General features: G+C 69.8%; 20 protein-coding genes. 14 read left to right on the plus strand and 6 right to left on the minus strand.

What is annotated here, in order from left to right; translation table 11 throughout:
• Positions 1-176: 176 nt before the first annotated feature.
• Positions 177-1289, plus strand: a complete 1113-nt coding sequence (mnmA, locus tag ACFE65_RS01125; RefSeq protein WP_375380538.1) for a tRNA 2-thiouridine(34) synthase MnmA — start codon at positions 177-179, stop codon at positions 1287-1289.
• A 65-nt stretch (positions 1290-1354) separates the two neighbouring features.
• Here the strand turns inward: mnmA and ACFE65_RS01130 are convergent, their stop codons facing one another.
• Genes ACFE65_RS01130 through pdxH form a run of 3 tightly spaced genes read right to left on the minus strand, consistent with a single transcriptional unit; the run spans position 1355 to position 3683 of the window.
• Positions 1355-2152: a PhzF family phenazine biosynthesis protein gene (locus ACFE65_RS01130; RefSeq protein ID WP_375380479.1), complete on the minus strand. Its 798-nt coding sequence runs from the start codon at positions 2150-2152 to the stop codon at positions 1355-1357.
• Entirely contained in the window at positions 2149-3096 is a 948-nt protein-coding gene (locus tag ACFE65_RS01135; RefSeq protein ID WP_375380480.1) for a cation diffusion facilitator family transporter, read from the minus strand. The genes ACFE65_RS01130 and ACFE65_RS01135 overlap by 4 nt, the downstream gene beginning before the upstream one ends.
• Complete coding sequence (gene pdxH / locus ACFE65_RS01140) at positions 3093-3683, minus strand: pyridoxamine 5'-phosphate oxidase (RefSeq protein ID WP_375380481.1); 591 nt, start codon at positions 3681-3683, stop codon at positions 3093-3095. Before pdxH ends, ACFE65_RS01135 begins: the two co-directional genes overlap by 4 nt.
• A gap of 118 nt (positions 3684-3801) precedes the next feature.
• Between pdxH and ACFE65_RS01145 the strand changes: the two genes are divergently transcribed.
• The 5 genes from ACFE65_RS01145 to ACFE65_RS01165 all read left to right on the plus strand — a co-directional run bounded on the left by ACFE65_RS01145 (position 3802) and on the right by ACFE65_RS01165 (position 11406).
• A complete protein-coding gene (locus tag ACFE65_RS01145; RefSeq protein ID WP_375380482.1) occupies positions 3802-4722 on the plus strand; it encodes a Ku protein in 921 nt (306 codons plus the stop codon).
• Between the two features lie 107 nt (positions 4723-4829).
• Positions 4830-7445: a DNA ligase D gene (ligD, locus tag ACFE65_RS01150; RefSeq protein WP_375380483.1), complete on the plus strand. Its 2616-nt coding sequence runs from the start codon at positions 4830-4832 to the stop codon at positions 7443-7445.
• Positions 7446-7458: 13 nt separating this feature from the next.
• Complete coding sequence (locus tag ACFE65_RS01155) at positions 7459-7908, plus strand: VOC family protein (RefSeq protein WP_375380539.1); 450 nt, start codon at positions 7459-7461, stop codon at positions 7906-7908.
• Between the two features lie 85 nt (positions 7909-7993).
• Positions 7994-10504, plus strand: a complete 2511-nt coding sequence (locus ACFE65_RS01160) for a circularly permuted type 2 ATP-grasp protein (protein WP_375380540.1) — start codon at positions 7994-7996, stop codon at positions 10502-10504.
• 23 nt (positions 10505-10527) lie between these two features.
• The gene (locus ACFE65_RS01165) at positions 10528-11406 is read left to right on the plus strand and encodes a transglutaminase N-terminal domain-containing protein (RefSeq protein ID WP_375380484.1); all 879 of its coding nucleotides are present in this window, start codon (positions 10528-10530) and stop codon (positions 11404-11406) included.
• A gap of 118 nt (positions 11407-11524) precedes the next feature.
• Here ACFE65_RS01165 and ACFE65_RS01170 read toward each other — a convergent pair whose 3' ends face one another.
• Complete coding sequence (locus ACFE65_RS01170; RefSeq protein ID WP_375380485.1) at positions 11525-11779, minus strand: hypothetical protein; 255 nt, start codon at positions 11777-11779, stop codon at positions 11525-11527.
• Between the two features lie 113 nt (positions 11780-11892).
• On the opposite strand from ACFE65_RS01170, the gene ACFE65_RS01175 reads away from it, so the two are divergent.
• Genes ACFE65_RS01175 through aroC form a run of 6 tightly spaced genes read left to right on the plus strand, consistent with a single transcriptional unit; the run spans position 11893 to position 16331 of the window.
• Positions 11893-12846: a DnaJ C-terminal domain-containing protein gene (locus ACFE65_RS01175; RefSeq protein ID WP_375380486.1), complete on the plus strand. Its 954-nt coding sequence runs from the start codon at positions 11893-11895 to the stop codon at positions 12844-12846.
• Positions 12847-12854: 8 nt separating this feature from the next.
• On the plus strand, positions 12855-13817 hold the full coding sequence (locus ACFE65_RS01180) for a YihY/virulence factor BrkB family protein (RefSeq protein ID WP_375380487.1): 963 nt from the start codon (positions 12855-12857) through the stop codon (positions 13815-13817).
• Positions 13818-13843: 26 nt separating this feature from the next.
• Positions 13844-14635: an enoyl-ACP reductase FabI gene (fabI, locus tag ACFE65_RS01185; RefSeq protein WP_375380541.1), complete on the plus strand. Its 792-nt coding sequence runs from the start codon at positions 13844-13846 to the stop codon at positions 14633-14635.
• A 40-nt stretch (positions 14636-14675) separates the two neighbouring features.
• Positions 14676-14870 (plus strand): DUF4160 domain-containing protein, encoded by a 195-nt coding sequence (locus ACFE65_RS01190; RefSeq protein WP_375380488.1) that lies wholly within the window; start codon positions 14676-14678, stop codon positions 14868-14870.
• Entirely contained in the window at positions 14863-15261 is a 399-nt protein-coding gene (locus tag ACFE65_RS01195) for a DUF2442 domain-containing protein (RefSeq protein WP_375380489.1), read from the plus strand. The genes ACFE65_RS01190 and ACFE65_RS01195 overlap by 8 nt, the downstream gene beginning before the upstream one ends.
• Positions 15258-16331: a chorismate synthase gene (gene aroC, locus ACFE65_RS01200; RefSeq protein WP_375380490.1), complete on the plus strand. Its 1074-nt coding sequence runs from the start codon at positions 15258-15260 to the stop codon at positions 16329-16331. The genes ACFE65_RS01195 and aroC overlap by 4 nt, the downstream gene beginning before the upstream one ends.
• A gap of 170 nt (positions 16332-16501) precedes the next feature.
• Here aroC and ACFE65_RS01205 read toward each other — a convergent pair whose 3' ends face one another.
• A complete protein-coding gene (locus ACFE65_RS01205; protein WP_375380491.1) occupies positions 16502-16855 on the minus strand; it encodes a hypothetical protein in 354 nt (117 codons plus the stop codon).
• Positions 16856-16950: 95 nt separating this feature from the next.
• Between ACFE65_RS01205 and ACFE65_RS01210 the strand changes: the two genes are divergently transcribed.
• The gene (locus ACFE65_RS01210; protein ID WP_375380492.1) at positions 16951-17133 is read left to right on the plus strand and encodes a hypothetical protein; all 183 of its coding nucleotides are present in this window, start codon (positions 16951-16953) and stop codon (positions 17131-17133) included.
• 9 nt (positions 17134-17142) lie between these two features.
• Here ACFE65_RS01210 and ACFE65_RS01215 read toward each other — a convergent pair whose 3' ends face one another.
• The gene (locus ACFE65_RS01215) at positions 17143-18432 is read right to left on the minus strand and encodes an adenylosuccinate synthase (RefSeq protein WP_375380493.1); all 1290 of its coding nucleotides are present in this window, start codon (positions 18430-18432) and stop codon (positions 17143-17145) included.
• A gap of 122 nt (positions 18433-18554) precedes the next feature.
• Here ACFE65_RS01215 and ACFE65_RS01220 point away from each other — a divergent pair, with 122 nt between their 5' ends.
• Positions 18555-18938 (plus strand): hypothetical protein, encoded by a 384-nt coding sequence (locus ACFE65_RS01220; protein WP_375380494.1) that lies wholly within the window; start codon positions 18555-18557, stop codon positions 18936-18938.
• Positions 18939-18941: the final 3 nt, after the last annotated feature.

Here is an 18941-nt window from a genome sequence, read left to right on the forward strand (position 1 = left end):
GCCCCGCGCGTTCGCGGCCGACCGGATGGCGCTATGGGCGTCGGGGGCTGAAGGTCGGGTAAAGCCCGGTGCAACCTATCGCTAACGCAGGTGAAAGCCGCGTGCACCATCGCTATGTCGTCGCGATGAACGCCGTGACTCCCGCCGACGCGATCGATTTCCAGCTCGGCCCCGACATGGCCGGTCCTGACATGGCCGGCCCGGACATGACAGGGCGCCGGATCGTGGTCGCGATGTCGGGCGGCGTCGATTCCTCGGTCGTCGCCGCGCTCGCGCACCGATCGGGCGCCGAGACGATCGGGGTGACGCTGCAGCTCTACGACCATGGCGAGGCGGTGGGGCGGGCCGGCAGTTGCTGCGCCGGCCGCGACATCCGCGACGCGCGCGCGGTATGCGATCGGTTGGGCATCGCGCATTACGTGTTCGACCATGAGTCGAGCTTCCGCTCGGCGGTGATCGACCGGTTCGCGGACGATTACCTCGCCGGCCGGACGCCGATCCCCTGCGTGTCATGCAACACGGGGCCCAAGTTCACCGACCTGCTGGGCCTGGCGCGAGAGCTGGGCGCGGATGCGCTTGCGACCGGCCATTACGTGCGCCGCGTCGCGGGTCCGGCCGGGGCAGAGCTGCACCGCGCCGCCGATCCCGCGCGCGACCAGAGCTATTTCCTGTTCGCGACCACGCAGGAGCAGCTCGAGTACCTCCGCTTCCCGCTCGGCGGCCTACCCAAGCCGCGGGTGCGCGAACTAGCCGCCGAACTGGGACTGGCGGTCGCGGGCAAGGCGGACAGCCAGGACATCTGCTTCGTGCCCGACGGCGACTATGCAGGACTCGTGACGCGCCTGCGCCCGGAGGCGGCTGCCGCGGGCGAGATCGTCGACCTCGCGGGCCGCGTGCTCGGGATCCATCCGGGGATCGTCCACTTCACCGTCGGCCAGCGGCGCGGGCTGAACATCGGCGGCACCGCAGAGCCGCTGTACGTCGTGCGCGTCGACGCACCCGCCCGCCGCGTGATCGTCGGCCCGCGCGCGGCGCTGGCGGTGGCGGCGGCGCGGCTGGAGGGGATCAACTGGATCGGCGGCGACCACGAGGGCCCGCTCACCGCCAAGGTACGCTCCATGGCCAAGCCGGTGCCGGCGCGATTGGACGATGGGCGACTGGCGTTCGACGCGCCCGAATATGGCGTCGCGCCGGGGCAAGCGGCAGTGCTGTACGCGGGTGAGCGGGTGCTGGGCGGCGGCTGGATCGCGGAGACGGAAGCGGCGGCGCTGGCACTATCGGCGGCTTAGATGGATCGCCCCGCAACCGCTCATGCTGAGCATGAACGGAAAGAACACGCGGGCGAACGATCCCCTCACCCCAGCAGGAACGTCCCCTCGATCACCGTCACGCAACGGCCGCCCAGAACGACCCGGTCGCCGTCGAGCCGGCAGTCGAGATGTCCGCCCCGCGCACTCGCCTGGAACGCGGTCAGCCGGTCGCGACCCAGCCGCTCGCACCAATAAGGCGTCAGCACCGCGTGGGCGGAGCCCGTTACCGGATCCTCGTCCACGCCGCCGCCGGGCACGAAGGCGCGGCTGACGATGTCGGTCCCCGCCCCCCGCGCCGAGAGGATCGTCAGCACGTCGCCGTCCGCGGCCAACGCGCGCATGTCGGGGCGGCAGCCACGCACCGTCGCCTCGTCGTCGACCACCACGAGCGCGTAGCGATGCTGGTGCCACAGCGTCTCCACCACGCCCTCGACGCCCAGCGCGGCGACGAGGTCGGGCAGCGGGCGCGGCTCGGGCCGCCAGACGGGCAGCGCGAGCTCGTAACCCCTGCCCGCCCGGGTCACCGACAACGACCCTGCACGCCGGGTGCGGAAGCGGACCGTCTCGCGCGAAATGTCCCCCGACAGCACAACGTGGCCGCTCGCCAGCGTCGCGTGGCCGCATAGCACCACCTCGTTGCCCGGCGTGAACCAGCGCAGCTCGAAATCCGCTTCTCCGCTCGCATCCGGCACCAGAAAAGCGGTTTCCGAAAGATTGTTCTCGATCGCGATCGCCTGCAGCGTCGCGTCGTCGAGCCACGCGTCGAGCGGCATCACCGCCGCCGGATTGCCCGCGAACGGCCGGTCGGTGAACGCGTCGACCTGGGTGAAGGGGATCCTCATGCGCGCTTGCCGAACCAGTGCGGGGTCACATCGGTCTCCACCAGCGGATTGTCCGTATCGACATGGCCTTCGGGGTCGAGGTGGATCAACACCTCCACCTTGGGGAATGCGCGGAGCAACGCGTCCTCCATGTTCTCCACCAGATCATGCGCCTCCGCGACGCTCAGCCTGCCCGACACCTCCATGTGGAACTGCGCGAAATCGTGGCTGCCGGCCCGGCGGGTGCGGAAATCGTGGATGCCCTTCAGTCCCGGCTGGCGCGCCGCGACCTCCAGGAACCGCGCGCGCTGTTCCTCCGACCATTCCCGGTCCATCAGCATGTCGATCGCATGGGTGGAGGCCTTGAACGCGCCGAACGCGAGCCAGCCGGCGATCGCGATGCCGAAAACCGGGTCCGCGCCATGCAGGCCGACATATTGGTCAAGCACCAGCGCCGCGATGACGGCGATGTTGACCAGCACGTCCGACTGGTAGTGGACGTTGTCGGCCATGATCGCCACCGATCCCGTCTGGCGGATCACGCGGCGCTGATAGGCGAGCAGCATCAGCGTCGCCGCAATCGCGACGACCGACACGCCGATGCCGAGGCCCGCTTCCGCGTTGCTCGCCGTCGAACCGATCCGCAGCACCGCGCGCCACGCGATCGCGATCGCCGACGCGGTAATGAGCATAACCTGGAACAGCGCTGCCAGCGCCTCCGCCTTGCCATGGCCGTAGCGATGGTCGTGATCCGCCGGCAGCGCGGCGAGGCGGACGCCATACAGAGTCACGAGGCTGGCGAGCAGGTCGAGCCCCGTGTCGGCGAGCGATCCCAGCATCGCGACCGATCCGCTGGCCCAGGCGGCCCAAGCCTTCAGGACCAGCAGGAACGTCGCCATCGCCACGCTGGCGAGCGCGGCGCGCACGGCGAAGGGAATGACGCGGCGGCGTTCGTCCTGGGTCATGGGAACAACAATCCTTCCGTCCAGCCTCCGTCCAGGCCGGAGCTGGTCTTCGTGAACAATCGCCGCTCGTGCAGCCGGTGCGCGCGGTCCTGCCAGAACTCGATACGCTCGGGCGCGACGCGGTATCCGCCCCAGAACGGCGGGCGGGGCACCTCGCCGCCCTCGAACCGCGCGCGCGCCTGCTCCACCCGCGCCTCGAACGTCTCGCGCGACGCGAGCGGGCGCGACTGGTCCGATGCCCAGGCGCCGAGCCGCGAGTCGCGGCCGCGGCTGGCGAAATAGGCGTCGCTCTCGGCATCGCTGGCGAGGCTAACCGGCCCCTCGATCCGCACCTGGCGGCGCAGCGATTTCCAGTGGAACATCAGTCCGGCACGCGGGTCCGCGGCGAGATCGCCCGCCTTGCGCCCCTCGCGGTTGGTGTAGAACACGAAGCCGCGCTCGTCATGGCCCTTGAGCAGCACCATCCGCACCGACGGCTGGCCCGCGGCATCGGCGGTCGCGAGCGCCATGGCTTCGGGATCGTTGGGCTCGCTCGCGCGCGCTTCCGCGAACCACGCGTCGAACAGGGCGAAGGGGTCGTCTGCCATGCGCGCTCCTGTAGCGCGTCGGCGCCCCGGTTTGAACCCGCGGATTGGCGCCGGCCCGTGCGGGAACGGAACGAGTCCGCGCGCCATTGATTTGGATTGCCGTCAGGGAGGGATGATCGTGGCGGCACGGGCCTATTGGCAGGGACAGATCAGGCTGGCGCTGGTGTCGATCCCGGTGGAGATCTACCCGGCCACCAAATCGGGCGCGGCGATCAGTTTCAAGCAGATCCACGAGCCGACCGGCAAACCGATCCATTACGACAAGGTCGTGACCGGCGTCGGCCCGGTCGATCCCGACGAGATCGTCAAGGGCTACGAATATCAGAAGGGCGAGTTCGTGCTGCTGGAGCAGGACGAGATCGACGCGGTGAAGCTCGAATCCAAGAAGACGCTGGAGCTGACGCAGTTCGTCGACGCGAGCGAGATCGACGTGCTGTATTACGAGAAACCCTATTTCGTCGTCCCGGCCGACGATCTGGCGGAGGAGGCGTTCATCGTGCTGCGCGAGGCGCTGCGCCGCGCGAAGAAGGTGGGGCTTGGCCAGCTCGCGATGCGCGGGCGCGAATATGTCGTCAGCCTCAAGCCCTGCGGGCGCGGCATGGTGCTGGAGACGCTGCGCTATGCCGACGAGGTGCAGAAGGCGCAGGGCTATTTCCGCGACATTCCCGAAAGCACGCCGGACGCGGACCTGCTCGACCTGGCGACCGCGCTGATCGACAAGAAGACCGCGCCGTTCGATCCGGGCGAGTATCACGACCGCTATGTCGACGCGCTCAAAGACCTGGTCGAGCGCAAGCGCAAGGCCAAGGGCGCGCACATCGTCGAGGCGGACGAGAGCGACAAGCCTGCGAAGGGCAGCAACGTCGTCGACCTGATGGCGGCGCTGAAGAAGTCGATGGAGAAACCCAACGCCCGCCCCGCGCCGACGGAGACCGTCACGACGACGAGGAAGACGCCCGCGAAGAAGGCGCCCGCCAAGGCGAAGGACGACGACACGGCGCCTGCGCCGAAGAAGCCGGCGGCGCGCAAGCGTGCGTAGGCCGGACGGCTCCTCCTCCCGGCCGTCACCCCAGCGCACGCTGGGGTCGCTGCGTGATGACGAGACCCCAGCGTGCGCTGGGGTGACGAAGTGGCGGGGAGCGGCCTGTGGCTGACGCGCCCGATCCCCTCGCCCGCTACAACGCCAAACGCGACTTCGCGAAGACGGCCGAGCCTGCCGGCTCGCTGGCGCCGGGCAAGGGTAACCGCTTCATCGTCCAGAAACACGATGCGACCCGGCTGCACTGGGACTTTCGCCTCGAAGCCGATGGCGTCCTGAAAAGCTGGGCGGTGACGCGCGGGCCCAGCCTCGATCCCGACGAGAAGCGACTGGCGGTGCGCACCGAGGACCACCCGCTGTCCTATGGCGACTTCGAGGGCACGATCCCCAAGGGCGAATATGGCGGCGGCACGGTGATGCTGTGGGACGACGGCACCTGGGCGCCGGTCGCGGGCAAGTCGGCCGCCGACATCGACAAGGGCCACCTCCACTTCATCCTCCACGGCGAGCGGATGAAGGGCGAGTGGATGCTGATCCGCCTGAAGCCGCGTAACGCCAAGAACGGCAAGCGCGAGAAGAACGAAAATTGGCTGCTGCGCAAGGTGACGGACGCGGAGGCGGGCGGCGCCGACACGCTGGTCGACACGGCCCTGACGAGCGTGAAGACCGACCGCACGATGGCGGAGATCGCGGAGGGAGCAACCGCTAAAATCCTCCCCGAGCTCATCTCGGGGAGGGGGACCGTCCGCGCAGCGGATGGTGGAGGGGCCGGAGCGGCGAAGCCGCGGAGGAAATCTGGGGTAGCAATCGGCGGCAATGCCGCCAGCCCCTCCACCACCGGCTCGCGCCGGCGGTCCCCCTCCCCGAGACAAGCTCGGGGAGGATCAATGACAACGCTTCCCCCCTTCGCCGAACCCGAACTCTGCACCCTCGTCGACGCGGTCCCGACCGGCACGGAGTGGCTGCACGAGGTGAAATACGACGGCTATCGCGCGCTCGTCGCCGTCGGCGGCAAGGGCAAGTCGCGCACCGCCAAGGTCTACACCCGCTCCGGCCTCGACTGGACGGACAAGTTCGCGGGCGTCGCCGAGGCGGCCGCCGCGCTGCCGGTCGGCTCGGCACTGATCGACGGCGAGATCGTCGCGTTCAAGGACGGCCGGCCGGATTTCTCGACGCTGAAGGACGCGATCGGCGCGGGCGGCGACATGACGCTCTTCGCCTTCGACCTGCTCGCGCACGACGGCGAGGACCTGACAGCGCTCCCTCTCCTCGCCCGCAAGGAGCGGCTGCGCGGAACCGTCGGCGAGGGCACCGACCGGCTGCGCTATTCCGAGCACATCGTCGGTTCCGGCGAAGAGCTGTTCGAGACGATGTGCCGCGAGGGCTATGAGGGTGTCGTCTCCAAGCGCGCCGACGCGCCCTATCGCGGCCGCCGCACGACCGACTGGCTCAAGACCAAGTGCATCCGCCGGCAGGAGTTCGTCATCGTCGGCTGGCTGCCGTCCGACAAGACACGGAACCTCCGCTCCCTGCTGCTGGGTGTCCATAAGGACGGCGCGCTGATCTACGCCGGCAAGGTCGGCACCGGCTTCAACGCGGCGATGCTCGACACGCTGGCGGCCAGACTGGAGCCGCTGGCGCGGGAGGCGGCGACGGTGGAGGTCGCGCGCGCGCTGCGCCCGATGGTGAAGGGCGCGCGCTGGGTGCGGCCCGAGCTGGTCGCGGAGGTCGCCTTCGCCGAGGTGACGCCCGACGGCGTGCTGCGCCACTCGAGCTTCCTCGGTCTGCGCGAGGACAAGCCTGCCTCCGAGGTGGTGATCGAGGTCCCCGAACCCGTGGCCAAGGCGACGGACGCGCCCGACATCCACGTCAAAGTCTCGAACCGCGATCGGGTGATCTTCCCCGACAGCGGCATCACCAAGGGCGAGCTGGCCGACTATTACGCCCGCGTCGCCGGCGTCATGCTGCCGTGGGTCGCCGACCGACCGATCAGCCTGGTCCGCTGCCCGCAGGGGCGCGGCAAGCATTGCTTCTTCCAGAAGCACGATGCGGGCTCGTTCGGCGACACGGTCCGCCAGGTCGACGTGCGCGAGAAGGACGGGTCGAGCGTGGCCTATCTCTACGTCGACAGCCCCGACGGCCTCGTCGCCTGCGTCCAGATGGGGACGATCGAGTTCCACGGCTGGGGCAGCCGCGTCGATCCGCTGGAGAAGCCCGACCGGATGGTGTTCGATCTCGACCCCGACGAGGGGCTGGGCTTCGAGGAGACGAAAAAGGCGGCGGAATATCTGCGCGACCGGCTCGCCGACCTGGGGCTCGCGAGCTTTCCGATGCTGTCGGGCGGCAAAGGCATCCATGTCGTCGTGCCGCTGACCGCCGGCGCGGACTGGCCGCAGGTGCGCGATTTCGCCGAACGGTTCGCGCGCGCGCTGGCGCAGGCGGAGCCCGATCGGTTCGTGGCGGTGATGACGAAGGCGAAGCGCGTCGGGCGCATCTTCATCGATTATCTGCGCAACGGCCGCGGATCGACCGCGATCATGCCCTTTTCCGCCCGCGCCCGCCCCGGCGCGCCGGTCGCCGCGCCTGTCTCGTGGAGCGAGCTGAAGGACATCGACACCGCCGCCCGCTGGAGCATCCGCGACGCCGACGATCTGATCGCGCACGCTGGCGGGCGGGGACTGGAAGGATGGGGCATCGCGGACCAGGCGCTGCCGGATCTGTGAGGGGGAGATGATGATGGTGAAGAAGGAGCTTCTGGCGGCGATCGGCATGCTGGCCGCTGGCCTGCCGTCCGTGGCGGTGCGAGCCGAGCCGGTCGGACACGTCACTGGGCTTGGCGGCGTGTTCGTGACGAGCAAGGACCCCAAGGCGTTGGCGGCCTGGTACAAGGACGTGCTTGGCATCACCCTCGAATCCTGGGGCGGCGCGATCCTGCGATACGATGCTCCCGGCCATCCGCCCATGGCGCTTTGGAACGCGATGCCCGCCAACAGCGACGAACTCGTGCCGTCGCACCGCGAGTTCATGATCAACTTCGCGGTCGACGACCTCGACGCCTTCGTCGCCCGGCTCAAGATCAAGGGCGTCCCGATCCTGAAGCGCGAGGACGACCGAACCGGCAAGTTCGCCTCGATCCTCGATCCCGATGGGACGAAGATCGAGCTCTGGCAACCGCTCACCGAATAACCCGCACATTTGTGTTGCGCCGGGCCGCCGATCGGTGACACGCTACCCATCGGGCGAGCGGACAGGGACGGCAGATTTGGGGACGCTGACCGCCCGGCCCGGTACTCCGGCCGATACGTCCGATAAAGCGGCCGCGTGGATCGCGGACTATCACGCCCACATCGAGGACCCGCGGGGCGACGTGCTCGCTGGCAGCGACGATCCCGCCTGGACCGCGACGGTCGAGGAACTCGCCACCGTCGCGGGCGACGACCTAGGCCATGCGCAGCGCCGCGTCGCGCGCCACGCCGCCGAGATCGGCACCGGCTTCCGCATCGTCGGCGAGGCGGACGAGCGGCCCTGGCCGGTGTCGCCGGTGCCGTTGATGATCGCGGCCGACGAATGGGCCGGCATCGCCGCCGGGATCGCGCAGCGCGCAGACGTGCTGGAGGCGGTGCTCGCCGACGTGTACGGCGCCGGCCGGCTGGTCGCCGACGGCCACCTGCCCGCCGCCGTCGTCGCGGGCAGCCCGTTCTTCCTCCGCCCGCTGGTGGGCGTCGAGCCGCCGGGCGGCCGGCACCTGCATTTCGTCGCGATGGACCTGGGCCGGGGACCCGACGGCGAGTGGCGCGTGCTCGCCGACCACCTGCGCGCGCCCGCCGGCGTCGGCTATGCGCTGGAGAACCGGCTGGCGGTCAGCCGGACGCTGGGTGGCCTGTCGTCGCGGCTGCACATCCAGCGGCATGCGCCCTTCTTCGCCGCGCTGCGCGAGGGGCTGGCGGCGCTGTGCCGGCGTACCGACCCGCGCATCGGCCTGCTGACGCCCGGCCGCTTCAGCCCGAGCTATGCCGAACAGGCGCATCTCGCGCGCTATCTGGGCTTCCTGCTGGTCGAGGGCGACGATCTCGCGGTCCTCAACGACACGCTCTACGTCCGCACGATTGGTGGCCTCAAGCGGATCGACGCGCTGTGGCGGCGGGTGGACGGGCGGATGCTCGACCCGCTCGCCTTCGACGCGCACTCGCATATCGGCGTCGCCGGGCTGATCGACGCGTTCGCGGGCGGCACGCTCGTGCTCTCCAACGCGCCGGGCGCGGGCGTGCTGGAAGCGCCGGCGTTCGCGGCGTTCCTGCCCCGGCTGGCGCGCGTGCTGACCGGCGCGGCGCTCGCCATTCCGACGATCGCCACCTGGTGGTGTGGGCAGCCCAATGCCCGGCAGCAAGTGGACGCGTCGTTCGACCGGATGCTGATCGGCCCGGCGTTCGGGACGCGTCCGCTGGGCCTCACGGGCGGCGCGCGCCTGGGGGCCAGCCTAGACGCTTCCGAGCGCGAAACGCTGCTGGCCGACATGGCGCGGCGGCCGCAGGATTACGTCGGGCAGGAGATGGTGCGGCTGTCGACCATGCCGGTGGTGATCGACGATGCGCTGGTCGCCCGCCCGTTCGTCCTGCGCGTGTTCGCCGCGCGCGATGCCGACGGTGCGTGGAGCGTGCTGCCCGGCGGGTTCGTGCGGATCGGCGATGACCCCGATCCGCACGCGGCGCTGATGGGGCCCGGCCCGGGCGAGGGCCATAGCAGCGGCGCGAGTTGGTCCGCCGACGTCTGCATCCACGGCGACGAGCCAGTCGCGCCCGTCTCGCTGCTGCCCGCGATCGACAGCCTGCCGGTGCGGCGCAACCCCGGCACGCTGCCGAGCCGCGTCGCCGACAATTTCTTCTGGCTCGGCCGCTATCTCGAGCGCGGCGAGGCGCTGCTGGCGATGCTGCGCGTCCTGCTGGGCCACTCTCTTGCTGACGGCGGCGCGTTGACGCCCGGCACCGTGGAGCGGCTGGCGGCAGCGGTGGCGGCGACCGGCGCCGGCCCCGCCCCGGCGGACCTGTCGCGCGCCGCGGTCGATCGCTTTGCGCGGACCGCGATGGAGTCGCCGGACCATTATTCCGTCGCCACGATCAACGCCGCCGCGCGCCGCATCGGCGAAGGCTCGCGCGACCGCCTGTCTGCGGACATGGTGCGGCTGCTGGAGGCGCCCTTCCCGGATCATCCGGGCACGCTCGACCGCGCGGGCTCGCTCCAGCGCCGCTACGCCGCGCTCGCCGGGCTGTCGGCGGAGCATATGGGACGCACCGCGGCGTGGCGGTTCCTCGACCTCGGCCGCCGGATCGAGCGGGCGCAGTCGGCATCGGCGGCGGTGCGGGTCTTCGGGCTAGGCGACGATGGCGGCGGCGCGAGCGGCGACGACCTGTCGGTGCTGCTCGACCTCGCCGACAGCCAGATCAGCTATCGCCAGCGTTACCTGACCGGCATCGCGCGCGTGCCGGTGGTGGACCTGACGGCGCTCGACCCCGGCAACCCGCGCTCCCTCGCGCATCAGGCGGCCTGCATCGTCGCGCACCTGAACGCACTCCCGGTGCTGGGCGACGACGGCCTGCCCGAGCCGCAGCAGGCCGCCGCCGTCGCGCTCGCCGCGCAGGTCGACACCGCCGATGCCGCGAGCCTGGACGCGGACCGATTGCTCGACGTCGAACGCCGGCTAGGCGCGCTGTCGGACCTCATCGCGCGGCGATATTTCCTGCAGGGCGCCGAGCCGCTGCGCGCCGCCGGCCTGACGCTGGCATGAGCGGGGGCGTGAGGAACGTCTGAATGCTGTACGACATCATCCACGTCACCCGGTTCGACTATGCGACGCCGGTCCGCTTCGCGCGCTGCAACCTGCGGCTGAGGCCGATCGACTGGCCGGGGCAGCGGCTGAACGAGTACGCGCTCCACATCTCGCCCGCGGGCCGCCACCATCCGGCGATCGCCGATGCGGGCCTCGCGCACGTGACGCGGCTGACCGTCGAGCAGCCGGTGCGCCACCTCATCATCGAGAGCGTCTCGCGCGTCACGGTCGACCGGCTCGTGCCGGTCCCTGCGGCCGACGATCCGACGCTGGCGGAAGTCGCGGTGATGGCGCGCGCGAGCCGCGACGGCAGCGCGGCGGGGCCGGCGGCGTATCTCTACCCCTCCCCGCTCCTGCCGCTCGACGCCGCGATCGGCGCCTGGTGCGGCGCGGAACTGGCGCCCGACCGGTCTGCGCTGGAGGCCGGCATCGCGCTCGCCCGCCGCATCTGGCGCGAGTTCACGTTCGACGGCGACGCGACCGAGGTCCACACCACGCCGGCGGAGGCGTTCGCGAAGCGACGCGGCGTCTGCCAGGACTTCACGCAGATCATGGTGACGGGGCTGCGCAGCGCCGGGCTGCCAGCGGCCTATGCCTCCGGCTACATCCGCACCCTGCCCCCGCCCGGCCAGCCGCGGCTGGTGGGGGCGGACGCGACCCATGCCTGGGTGCTGTTGTGGTGCGGCGAGCGTTTGGGCTGGGTGGGACTCGATCCCACCAACGGCATCTGGATGGCGGGCGACCATATCGTGATGGCGGTCGGCCGCGACTATGGCGAGATCGCGCCGGTCGACGGCGTCGTGCTCGGCGCCGGCGCGCAGCGGATGGACGTGTCGGTGGACGTCGCGCCGGTGGGGTGAGAGCCTCCTCCCTTACTCTCTCGTCACCCCAGCGCACGCTGGGGTCTCCTCGTCAGGTCGGGCACCATTCCGAGAAATCCCAGTTCGCTGGGGTGACGATCCGAGTGGCGCCGCCGCCCTACTCCTTCGTCGCCGCGTTGACGTTTTCCTCGCCGTCGTCGTCGCCCGTGCCGGAATAGCCGACGTGGCTCTGCCCGCCATGGCCCATGAAGCCGCCGCTGCTGCCCTCGTCACCTGCACCGGTCGGGTTCTCGGGCCGTGCGCCACCGCCGCTCTCGCCGCCGCCGCTCCAGGCCGCGGGTTCCTTGTTGCCGTCGTCGTCGCTCTTGGGCTTGCTGCCGCCCATCGCCTGATTGGGTTGCTTGTCGGTCATGCCATCGTCTCCTGCCTGCGCTCAACGCGCGGTGCGCGTCGGAGACGCATTGCCGGGCGCGCCGTACTGCCCCACATGAGTGGCACACCGCTGCCACATCTTTCGGGGACCCGATGGCCGATCCTTACAAGACGCTGGGCGTCGAGCGCACCGCGGATGAGGCCGCGATCAAGAAGGCATATCGCAAGCTCGCCAAGGAGCTGCATCCCGACCGCAACAAGGACAATCCCAAGGCGTCCGAGCGGTTCAGCCAGGCGACGCAGGCCTATGACCTTTTGTCGGACAAGGACAAGCGCGCGCGCTTCGACCGCGGCGAGATCGACGGCGACGGCAACCCCGCCGCGCCGTTCGGCTATGGCGGCGGCGCTCCGCGTCCGGGTGGCGGCTTCCGCAGCGGCGCGGCGCCCGGCGGCCAGGGGTTCGAGTTCGGCGGCGAGAACGTCGACGTGTCCGACCTGTTCGAGGGGCTGTTCGGCGGCGCTGCCCAGCCTGGCCGAGGGGGAGGCGGTTTCTCCAGCGGCTTTGGCCGGCGCCCGCAGCCCAAGGGCGGCAACATCGCCTATCGCCTGACCGTGCCCTTCGTCGACGCCGCGACACAGGCGCCGCAGCGCATTACGCTCGGCGACGGCGCGTCGCTTGACCTGAAGCTGCCCGCCGGCGTTGAGACGGGTACGCAGATGCGGCTCGCCGGCAAGGGCGAACAGGGTCCCGGCGGCGCAGGGGACGCAATCGTCACGATCGAGATCGCGCCGCACCGCTTCTTCACCCGCGACGGCGACGACGTGCTGCTCGACCTGCCCGTGAGCCTGACCGAAGCGGTACGCGGCGGCGCGGTGCGGACGCCGACGGTCGACAAGCCGGTGAACCTCACGATCCCCAAGGGGGCGAGCTCCGGCCGCATCCTGCGCTTGAAGGGCAAGGGCTTCGTCAGGAAGGACGGCAGCCGCGGGGACCAGCTCGTCAGGGTCATGATCGAGCTGCCTGCCGACGACGCAGACCTCCAGCGGTTCGTGGACGACTGGGCCGGTGCCGCCGCGCAGAGCCCGCGCGCCGCGCTGGGCGTCTGACGGCCGACGTGAGCGAGATCGCCCCCGCGCTGACGCCGGAAGACCGGGCGGCGGCGCACGCGACCGGACACGGCCGGCTGCGCCGCGAGCTGGACCGGCCGCTGAGCCTCCTGGGTCCGGGCAGCCGCGCGTTCGCGGTGGTGACGCGCGCCGGATCGGGCGTGCTCAACGACGGGTTCATCCACGCGGGCAACCTCGCCTATCTCGCGCTGATGACGCTGTTCCCCTTCTTCATCAGCGCCGCCGCGATCGCCAGCCTGTTCGGGCAGAGCGCGGACACGCAGCATGCGGTCGCGTCGTTCCTGCACGTGCTGCCGCCCGACGTCGCCGATCTGCTGAAGAAACCGATCGGCGACGTGCTGGCGGCCCGTACCGGCCACCTGTTGTGGTTCGGTGGGCTGGTCGGGCTCTGGACCGTCGGGGGGTTCGTGGAGACGATCCGCGACATCTTCCGCCGCGCCTATGGCACGCGGTCGAGCCTGCCGTTCTGGCGCTATCGGCTCGGCTCGACGCTGGTGATGCTGGCGTCGGTGGCGATCGCGCTGATCTCGTTCCTGGTGCAGGGCGTGTTCGTGGGGGCGGAGCAGTTCGTCTATCGCCTGGTGCCGCAGGCGCAGGCGGCCGCGGGCTGGATCGGGCTGTCGCGGATCGTGCCCGGCGTCGTCATGTTCGGGGCGCTGTACCTGCTGTTCCTGTCGGTCACGCCGGCCAAATACCGTTACTCCCGCTCGCGCAAATGGCCTGGCGCGCTGTTCACCACCGCCTGGTGGGTCAGCGCGACCGCGCTGCTGCCGCTCATCCTCGCGCAGCTGGGCGGCTATGGCTTGACCTACGGCAGCCTGGCGGGCGTGGTCGTCATGCTGTTGTTCTTCTACGTCATCGGCATCGGCCTCGTCTTCGGCGCGCACCTCAACGCGGCACTGGCGGAACCCGTTGAAGCGGGAGTAGAGGAAGCGACCCGGACGCTATGAGGGGTGTGCCAGACGTGAATGGATTGATGGCGGGCAAGCGGGGCCTCATCATGGGCCTCGCCAACGACAAGTCGCTCGCCTGGGGCATCGCACAGCAGTTGAGCGCGGCGGGCGCGGAACTCGCCTTCTCCTACCAGGGCGCGGCGATGGCGAAGCGGGTCCGCCCGCTCGCGGAGCAACTGGGCGTCGCGCGGCTGTTCGATTGCGACGTCGGCGACATGGCGGCGCTGGACGCGACCTTCGCGGGGCTGGCGAAGGAATGGCCGACGATCGACTTCGTGGTTCACGCGATCGGCTTTTCCGACAAGTCGCAGCTGCGCGGGCGCTATTACGACACGACGCTCGACAATTTCCTGATGACCCTCAACATCTCCGCCTACAGCTTGGTCGCGGTGACGCAGCGCGCGCGGCGGATGATGCCGGGCGGCGGCTCGATCCTGACGCTCACCTATTATGGCGCCGAAAAGGTCGTGCCGCACTACAACGTGATGGGCGTCGCCAAGGCCGCGCTGGAGACGAGCGTCAAATATCTCGCCGTCGATTGCGGACCGGAGAACATCCGCGTCAACGCGATCTCCGCCGGCCCGATCCAGACGCTGGCGGCGCGCGGGATCGGCGATTTCAACTATATCCTCAAATGGAACGAGCTCAACTCGCCGCTCCGCCGCAACGTGACGATCGATGACGTCGGCGGCGCGGGCCTGTACCTGCTGTCCGACCTCGCGAGCGGCGTGACGGGGGAGATCCACCATGTCGACGGCGGCTACAACGTGATTGGCATGAAGGCGGAAGACGCCCCGGACATCGCGCTGGCGTAAGGCGGTGCCGGTTGTCCTAAGGACGCACGGGCTGCGCTTCGTGATCTTCGTCGACGACCACCCGCCGCCGCACGTTCATGTTCGCGGACGCGGTGAGGCCAGGATCGGCCTCGACGAGGCGGTGTCCTTGATGACGAACAAGGGCCTGTCGACGCCGGATATCGCCCGCGCCCGACATGCGATAAAGGAAGCACGTGACGCACTGCTGAGTATCTGGGAGCAGATTCATGGCTGACCTGACCGACGAAGACATCGAAGCCGCAAGCGAGCGAGGTCGGATCGAGTTCGAGACCAAGCCCCACGCCGCGCGCGCGCGCTACGATCGGCGAACGGGTATGATGACGCTCGTGCTGCATAACGGCTGTTCCTTTATGTTTCCCCCGCGGGAGTTGCAGGGAATGTCGGGCGCGAGCGACGATGATCTGGAGGCGTTCGAGCTGAGCGGCGTCGGATTCGGCCTCCATTGGGAAGCTCTGGATACGGACTTCACCGTGCCCGGGCTGCTGTCTGGCGAGTTCGGGACGAACCGCTTCATGGCGACGCGGCGCGCGCGCCTACGCTCGATCTATGAGCAGTTGGTACAGAGCGCATCCGGGACGGACCAGGACGTGCAAGCCGCCGAATGAGCCACAACAGTTTCGGCCACGTCTTCCGCGTCACCACCTGGGGAGAGTCGCACGGGCCTGCGATCGGTGCGGTGGTGGATGGGTGCCCGCCGGGGATCGCGTTGAGCGAGGCGGACATCCAGCCGTGGCTCGACCGCCGCCGCCCCGGCACCTCACGCTTCACGACGCAGCGGCAGGAACCCGACAGGGTCCGCATCCTGTCGGGCGTGTACGAGGGCGCCACGACGGGCACGCCGATCAGCCTGATGATCGACAACGTCGACCAGCGATCGAAGGACTATGCCGAGGTCGCGCTCGCCTACCGCCCCGGCCATGCCGACTATGCCTATGACGCCAAATACGGCTTGCGCGATCCGCGCGGCGGCGGACGGTCCTCGGCGCGGGAAACGGCGTGCCGGGTGGCGGCGGGCGCGGTCGCGCGGCTCGTCATCCCGCAGGTGCGCGTGCGGGGCTGGGTGGAGGCGATCGGCGGCGACGCGATCGATCCGGCCGCGTTCGACGATGCGCAGATCGACGCCAACCCGTTCTTCTGCCCGGACGCCGCCGCCGCCGCGCGCTGGGAGACGCTGGTTGACGCCGCGCGCAAGGCCGGATCGTCGCTCGGCGCGGTGATCGCGTGCGAGGCGACGGGCGTCCCCGCCGGCTGGGGCGCGCCGCTGTATGCCAAGCTCGATGCGGAACTCGCCGGCGCCTGCATGGGGATCAACGCGGTGAAAGGCGTCGAGATCGGCGACGGGTTCGCCGCAGCGACGCTGTCGGGCGAGCGGAACGCCGACGCGATGCGCCCCGGCGAGGACGGCGGCGCGGCGTTCCTGTCCAACCACGCGGGTGGGATCGCGGGCGGGATCGCCACCGGCCAGCCGATCCGGCTGCGCGTCGCGTTCAAGCCGACGAGCTCTATCCTCACGCCGGTCGAGACGATCACGACAACCGGCGAGGCGACGACGCTCACGACCAAAGGTCGTCATGATCCATGTGTAGGAATCCGCGGCGTTCCGGTGGTTGAGGCGATGGTAGCGTTGGTCCTGAGCGACCAAATGATGCTTCATCGCGCCCAAACGAGCCGGTAATTACTTGAGAGGGAACGGAATCGTCCGCCGATCGATTGGAACATCATACCCCGTAGGAGAAATATGATGCGTATTCTGATGACGATGGCGGCTGTAGCTTTGGCAATTCCGGCGCTCGCGGGCGCGCAGACCTCCGGCGGTGGTTCCGCGACGGGTGGCTCGATGGGCGGTCAGTCCAGCACCGGCTCGATGGGCAGTGGTTCCATGGGCAGTGGTTCGATGGGCACGGGATCGACCGGCAGCGGCACGATGTCCGGTTCGTCCACCGACGGCACGTCCACTGGTAGCATGGGCGGCCAGTCGACCAGCGGGTCGACGACCGGTTCCACATCCGGGTCGAGCGGGCGCCACTCGCGCCGTTCGGGTCGTTCGAGCAGCTCGTCGGGGACCAGCGGTACGTCCAGCTCGATGGGCGGTTCGTCGTCGACCGATGGCACGACCTCCGGCTCGATGAGCGGCACCGGTTCGCCCGGATCGTCGACCGGTGGTACGACCACGGGCGGCGCGATGGGCAGCACCGGCACCAGCGGCGGCTCGACTCCGAACTGACGCCGGCATAGCTGATGAGAAAGATAGGGCGGCGCTGCGGCGTCGCCCTATTGCTTTGGGAGACGGCGAGATGAAGCTGAAGACGTGGACGAGCGCGGGGTTGTTGGCCTTGTCGGGCGCCGCCATCGCGCAGGTGTCGACCGCACCCGATCCGAAGCTCGGCAATACGCCGGACGGCGCGAATGGCCAGGCGGCCAACGCAGCCGGGTCCACCGCTTCGTCCGGCAACGGCAGCGACCCCGGCAAGCCGTGAGGTCGCCGATCAGTCGGCGAATGGGTCCCGCACTAGGATCGTGTCCTCCCGCTCCGGGCTCGTGGACACCAACGCGACCGGACAGCGGATCAGCTCCTCGATCCGCCTGATGTATTTGATCGCCTGCGCGGGCAGATCGGCCCAGCTTCGCGCGCCCGCCGTCGTCTCCGACCAGCCCGGCATCGTCTCGTAGATCGGCGTCACCGCCGCCTGATCTGCCGCATGCGACGGGAAATAATCGAGCGTGCGGTCGCCGAGACGATAGCCGGTGCAGATCGCGATCGTCTCGAACCCGTCCAGCACGTCCAGCTTCGTCAACGCGATGCCGGTGATGCCGCTCACCGCCGCCGACTGGCGCACCAGCACCGAGTCGAACCAGCCGCACCGCCGCTTGCGCCCGGTCACCGTGCCGAACTCGTGGCCGCGGACGCCGAGCTGCTCGCCCGTCGAGTCGGCGAGCTCGGTCGGGAACGGGCCGGAGCCGACCCGCGTCGTATACGCCTTGGCGATTCCCAGCACGAATCCGACCGCCGACGGCCCCAGTCCCGATCCCGCCGACGCGCTGCCCGCGACGGTGTTGGACGAGGTGACGAACGGGTAGGTGCCATGGTCGACGTCGAGCAGCACGCCCTGCGCGCCCTCGAACAGGATGCGCCGCCCCGCCGTGCGGGCCGCGTTCAAGTCCCGCCACACCGGTCGCGCGAACGGCAGCACGAAGCCCGCGATCTCCTTCAGCTCGGCGATCAGCGCCGCCCGATCGACCGGCGCGGCGCCGAACCCGGCCCGCAACGCATCGTGGTGCGCGCACAATCGGTCGAGCTGCGCGTCCAGCGCATCCAGATGCGCGAGGTCGCACACCCTGAGCGCGCGGCGGCCCACCTTGTCCTCATAGGCCGGGCCGATGCCGCGCCGCGTTGTGCCGATCTTGCCCGCTCCGCTCGCATCCTCGCGCAGCCCGTCGAGCTCGCGGTGGAGCGGCAGGATCAGCGCGCAGGCGTCGGACAGCATCAGCGTGTCCGGGCTCGCCGGCACGCCCTGTGCGCCCAGCCGCTCGACCTCCGCCTTGAGCGCCCAGGGATCGAGCACCACGCCGTTGCCGATCACCGACGGCGTGCCCCGCACGATGCCCGACGGCAGCAGCGACAGCTTGTACGTCTGGTTGCCCACCACCAGCGTATGGCCGGCATTGTGCCCGCCCTGAAACCGCACGACCATGTCGGCGCGCTCGGCCAGCCAGTCGACGATCTTGCCCTTGCCCTCGTCACCCCACTGGGCGCCGATGACCGCTACATTGGCCACACGATGTTCCTTCTTGATGCCGCGGTGCGATAGGGGGGATGAGGGCGGCGGTCCAGCGGGCAGCGGCGTAGGCCGGGCTGCACTCACTTTCGGACTTCTTTATTGATCTCTACTAAGGCTTGATGTCCGGTAAAAAACGCGACTGGGTGTGCAGCGAAGAGGCCGTCCGGGCCGCGGCTGTGAACTCGCGAGAAGCCGCCATTACTGTCGGTGGACGCTACATCTCCACCTCAGACGCCGAAGAAGACGCGATGGTCTCTGTGCTGGGCAACGCCGGGCTAAACCTTTCAGATGCCGGCCAATGTGAGATTGTGGCCTCGGTAGCGGTTCCGGCCACAAAACAATCCATCCTCGAAGCGATCGAACTGCACCGACGCTTGGCGTCGACCCATGACTATCGCTTGCAGGCGGTTGAAGTCGGCAACGTCGAAGATGGAAGTGCAGCGGTGATCGCCTCTGAGCATGGCTACATCCCGTGGTGGCAGGTCGAGGCCAACGGCAGCTAACGA

Source organism: uncultured Sphingomonas sp., assembly GCF_964237335.1.
Classification (GTDB): domain Bacteria; phylum Pseudomonadota; class Alphaproteobacteria; order Sphingomonadales; family Sphingomonadaceae; genus Sphingomonas.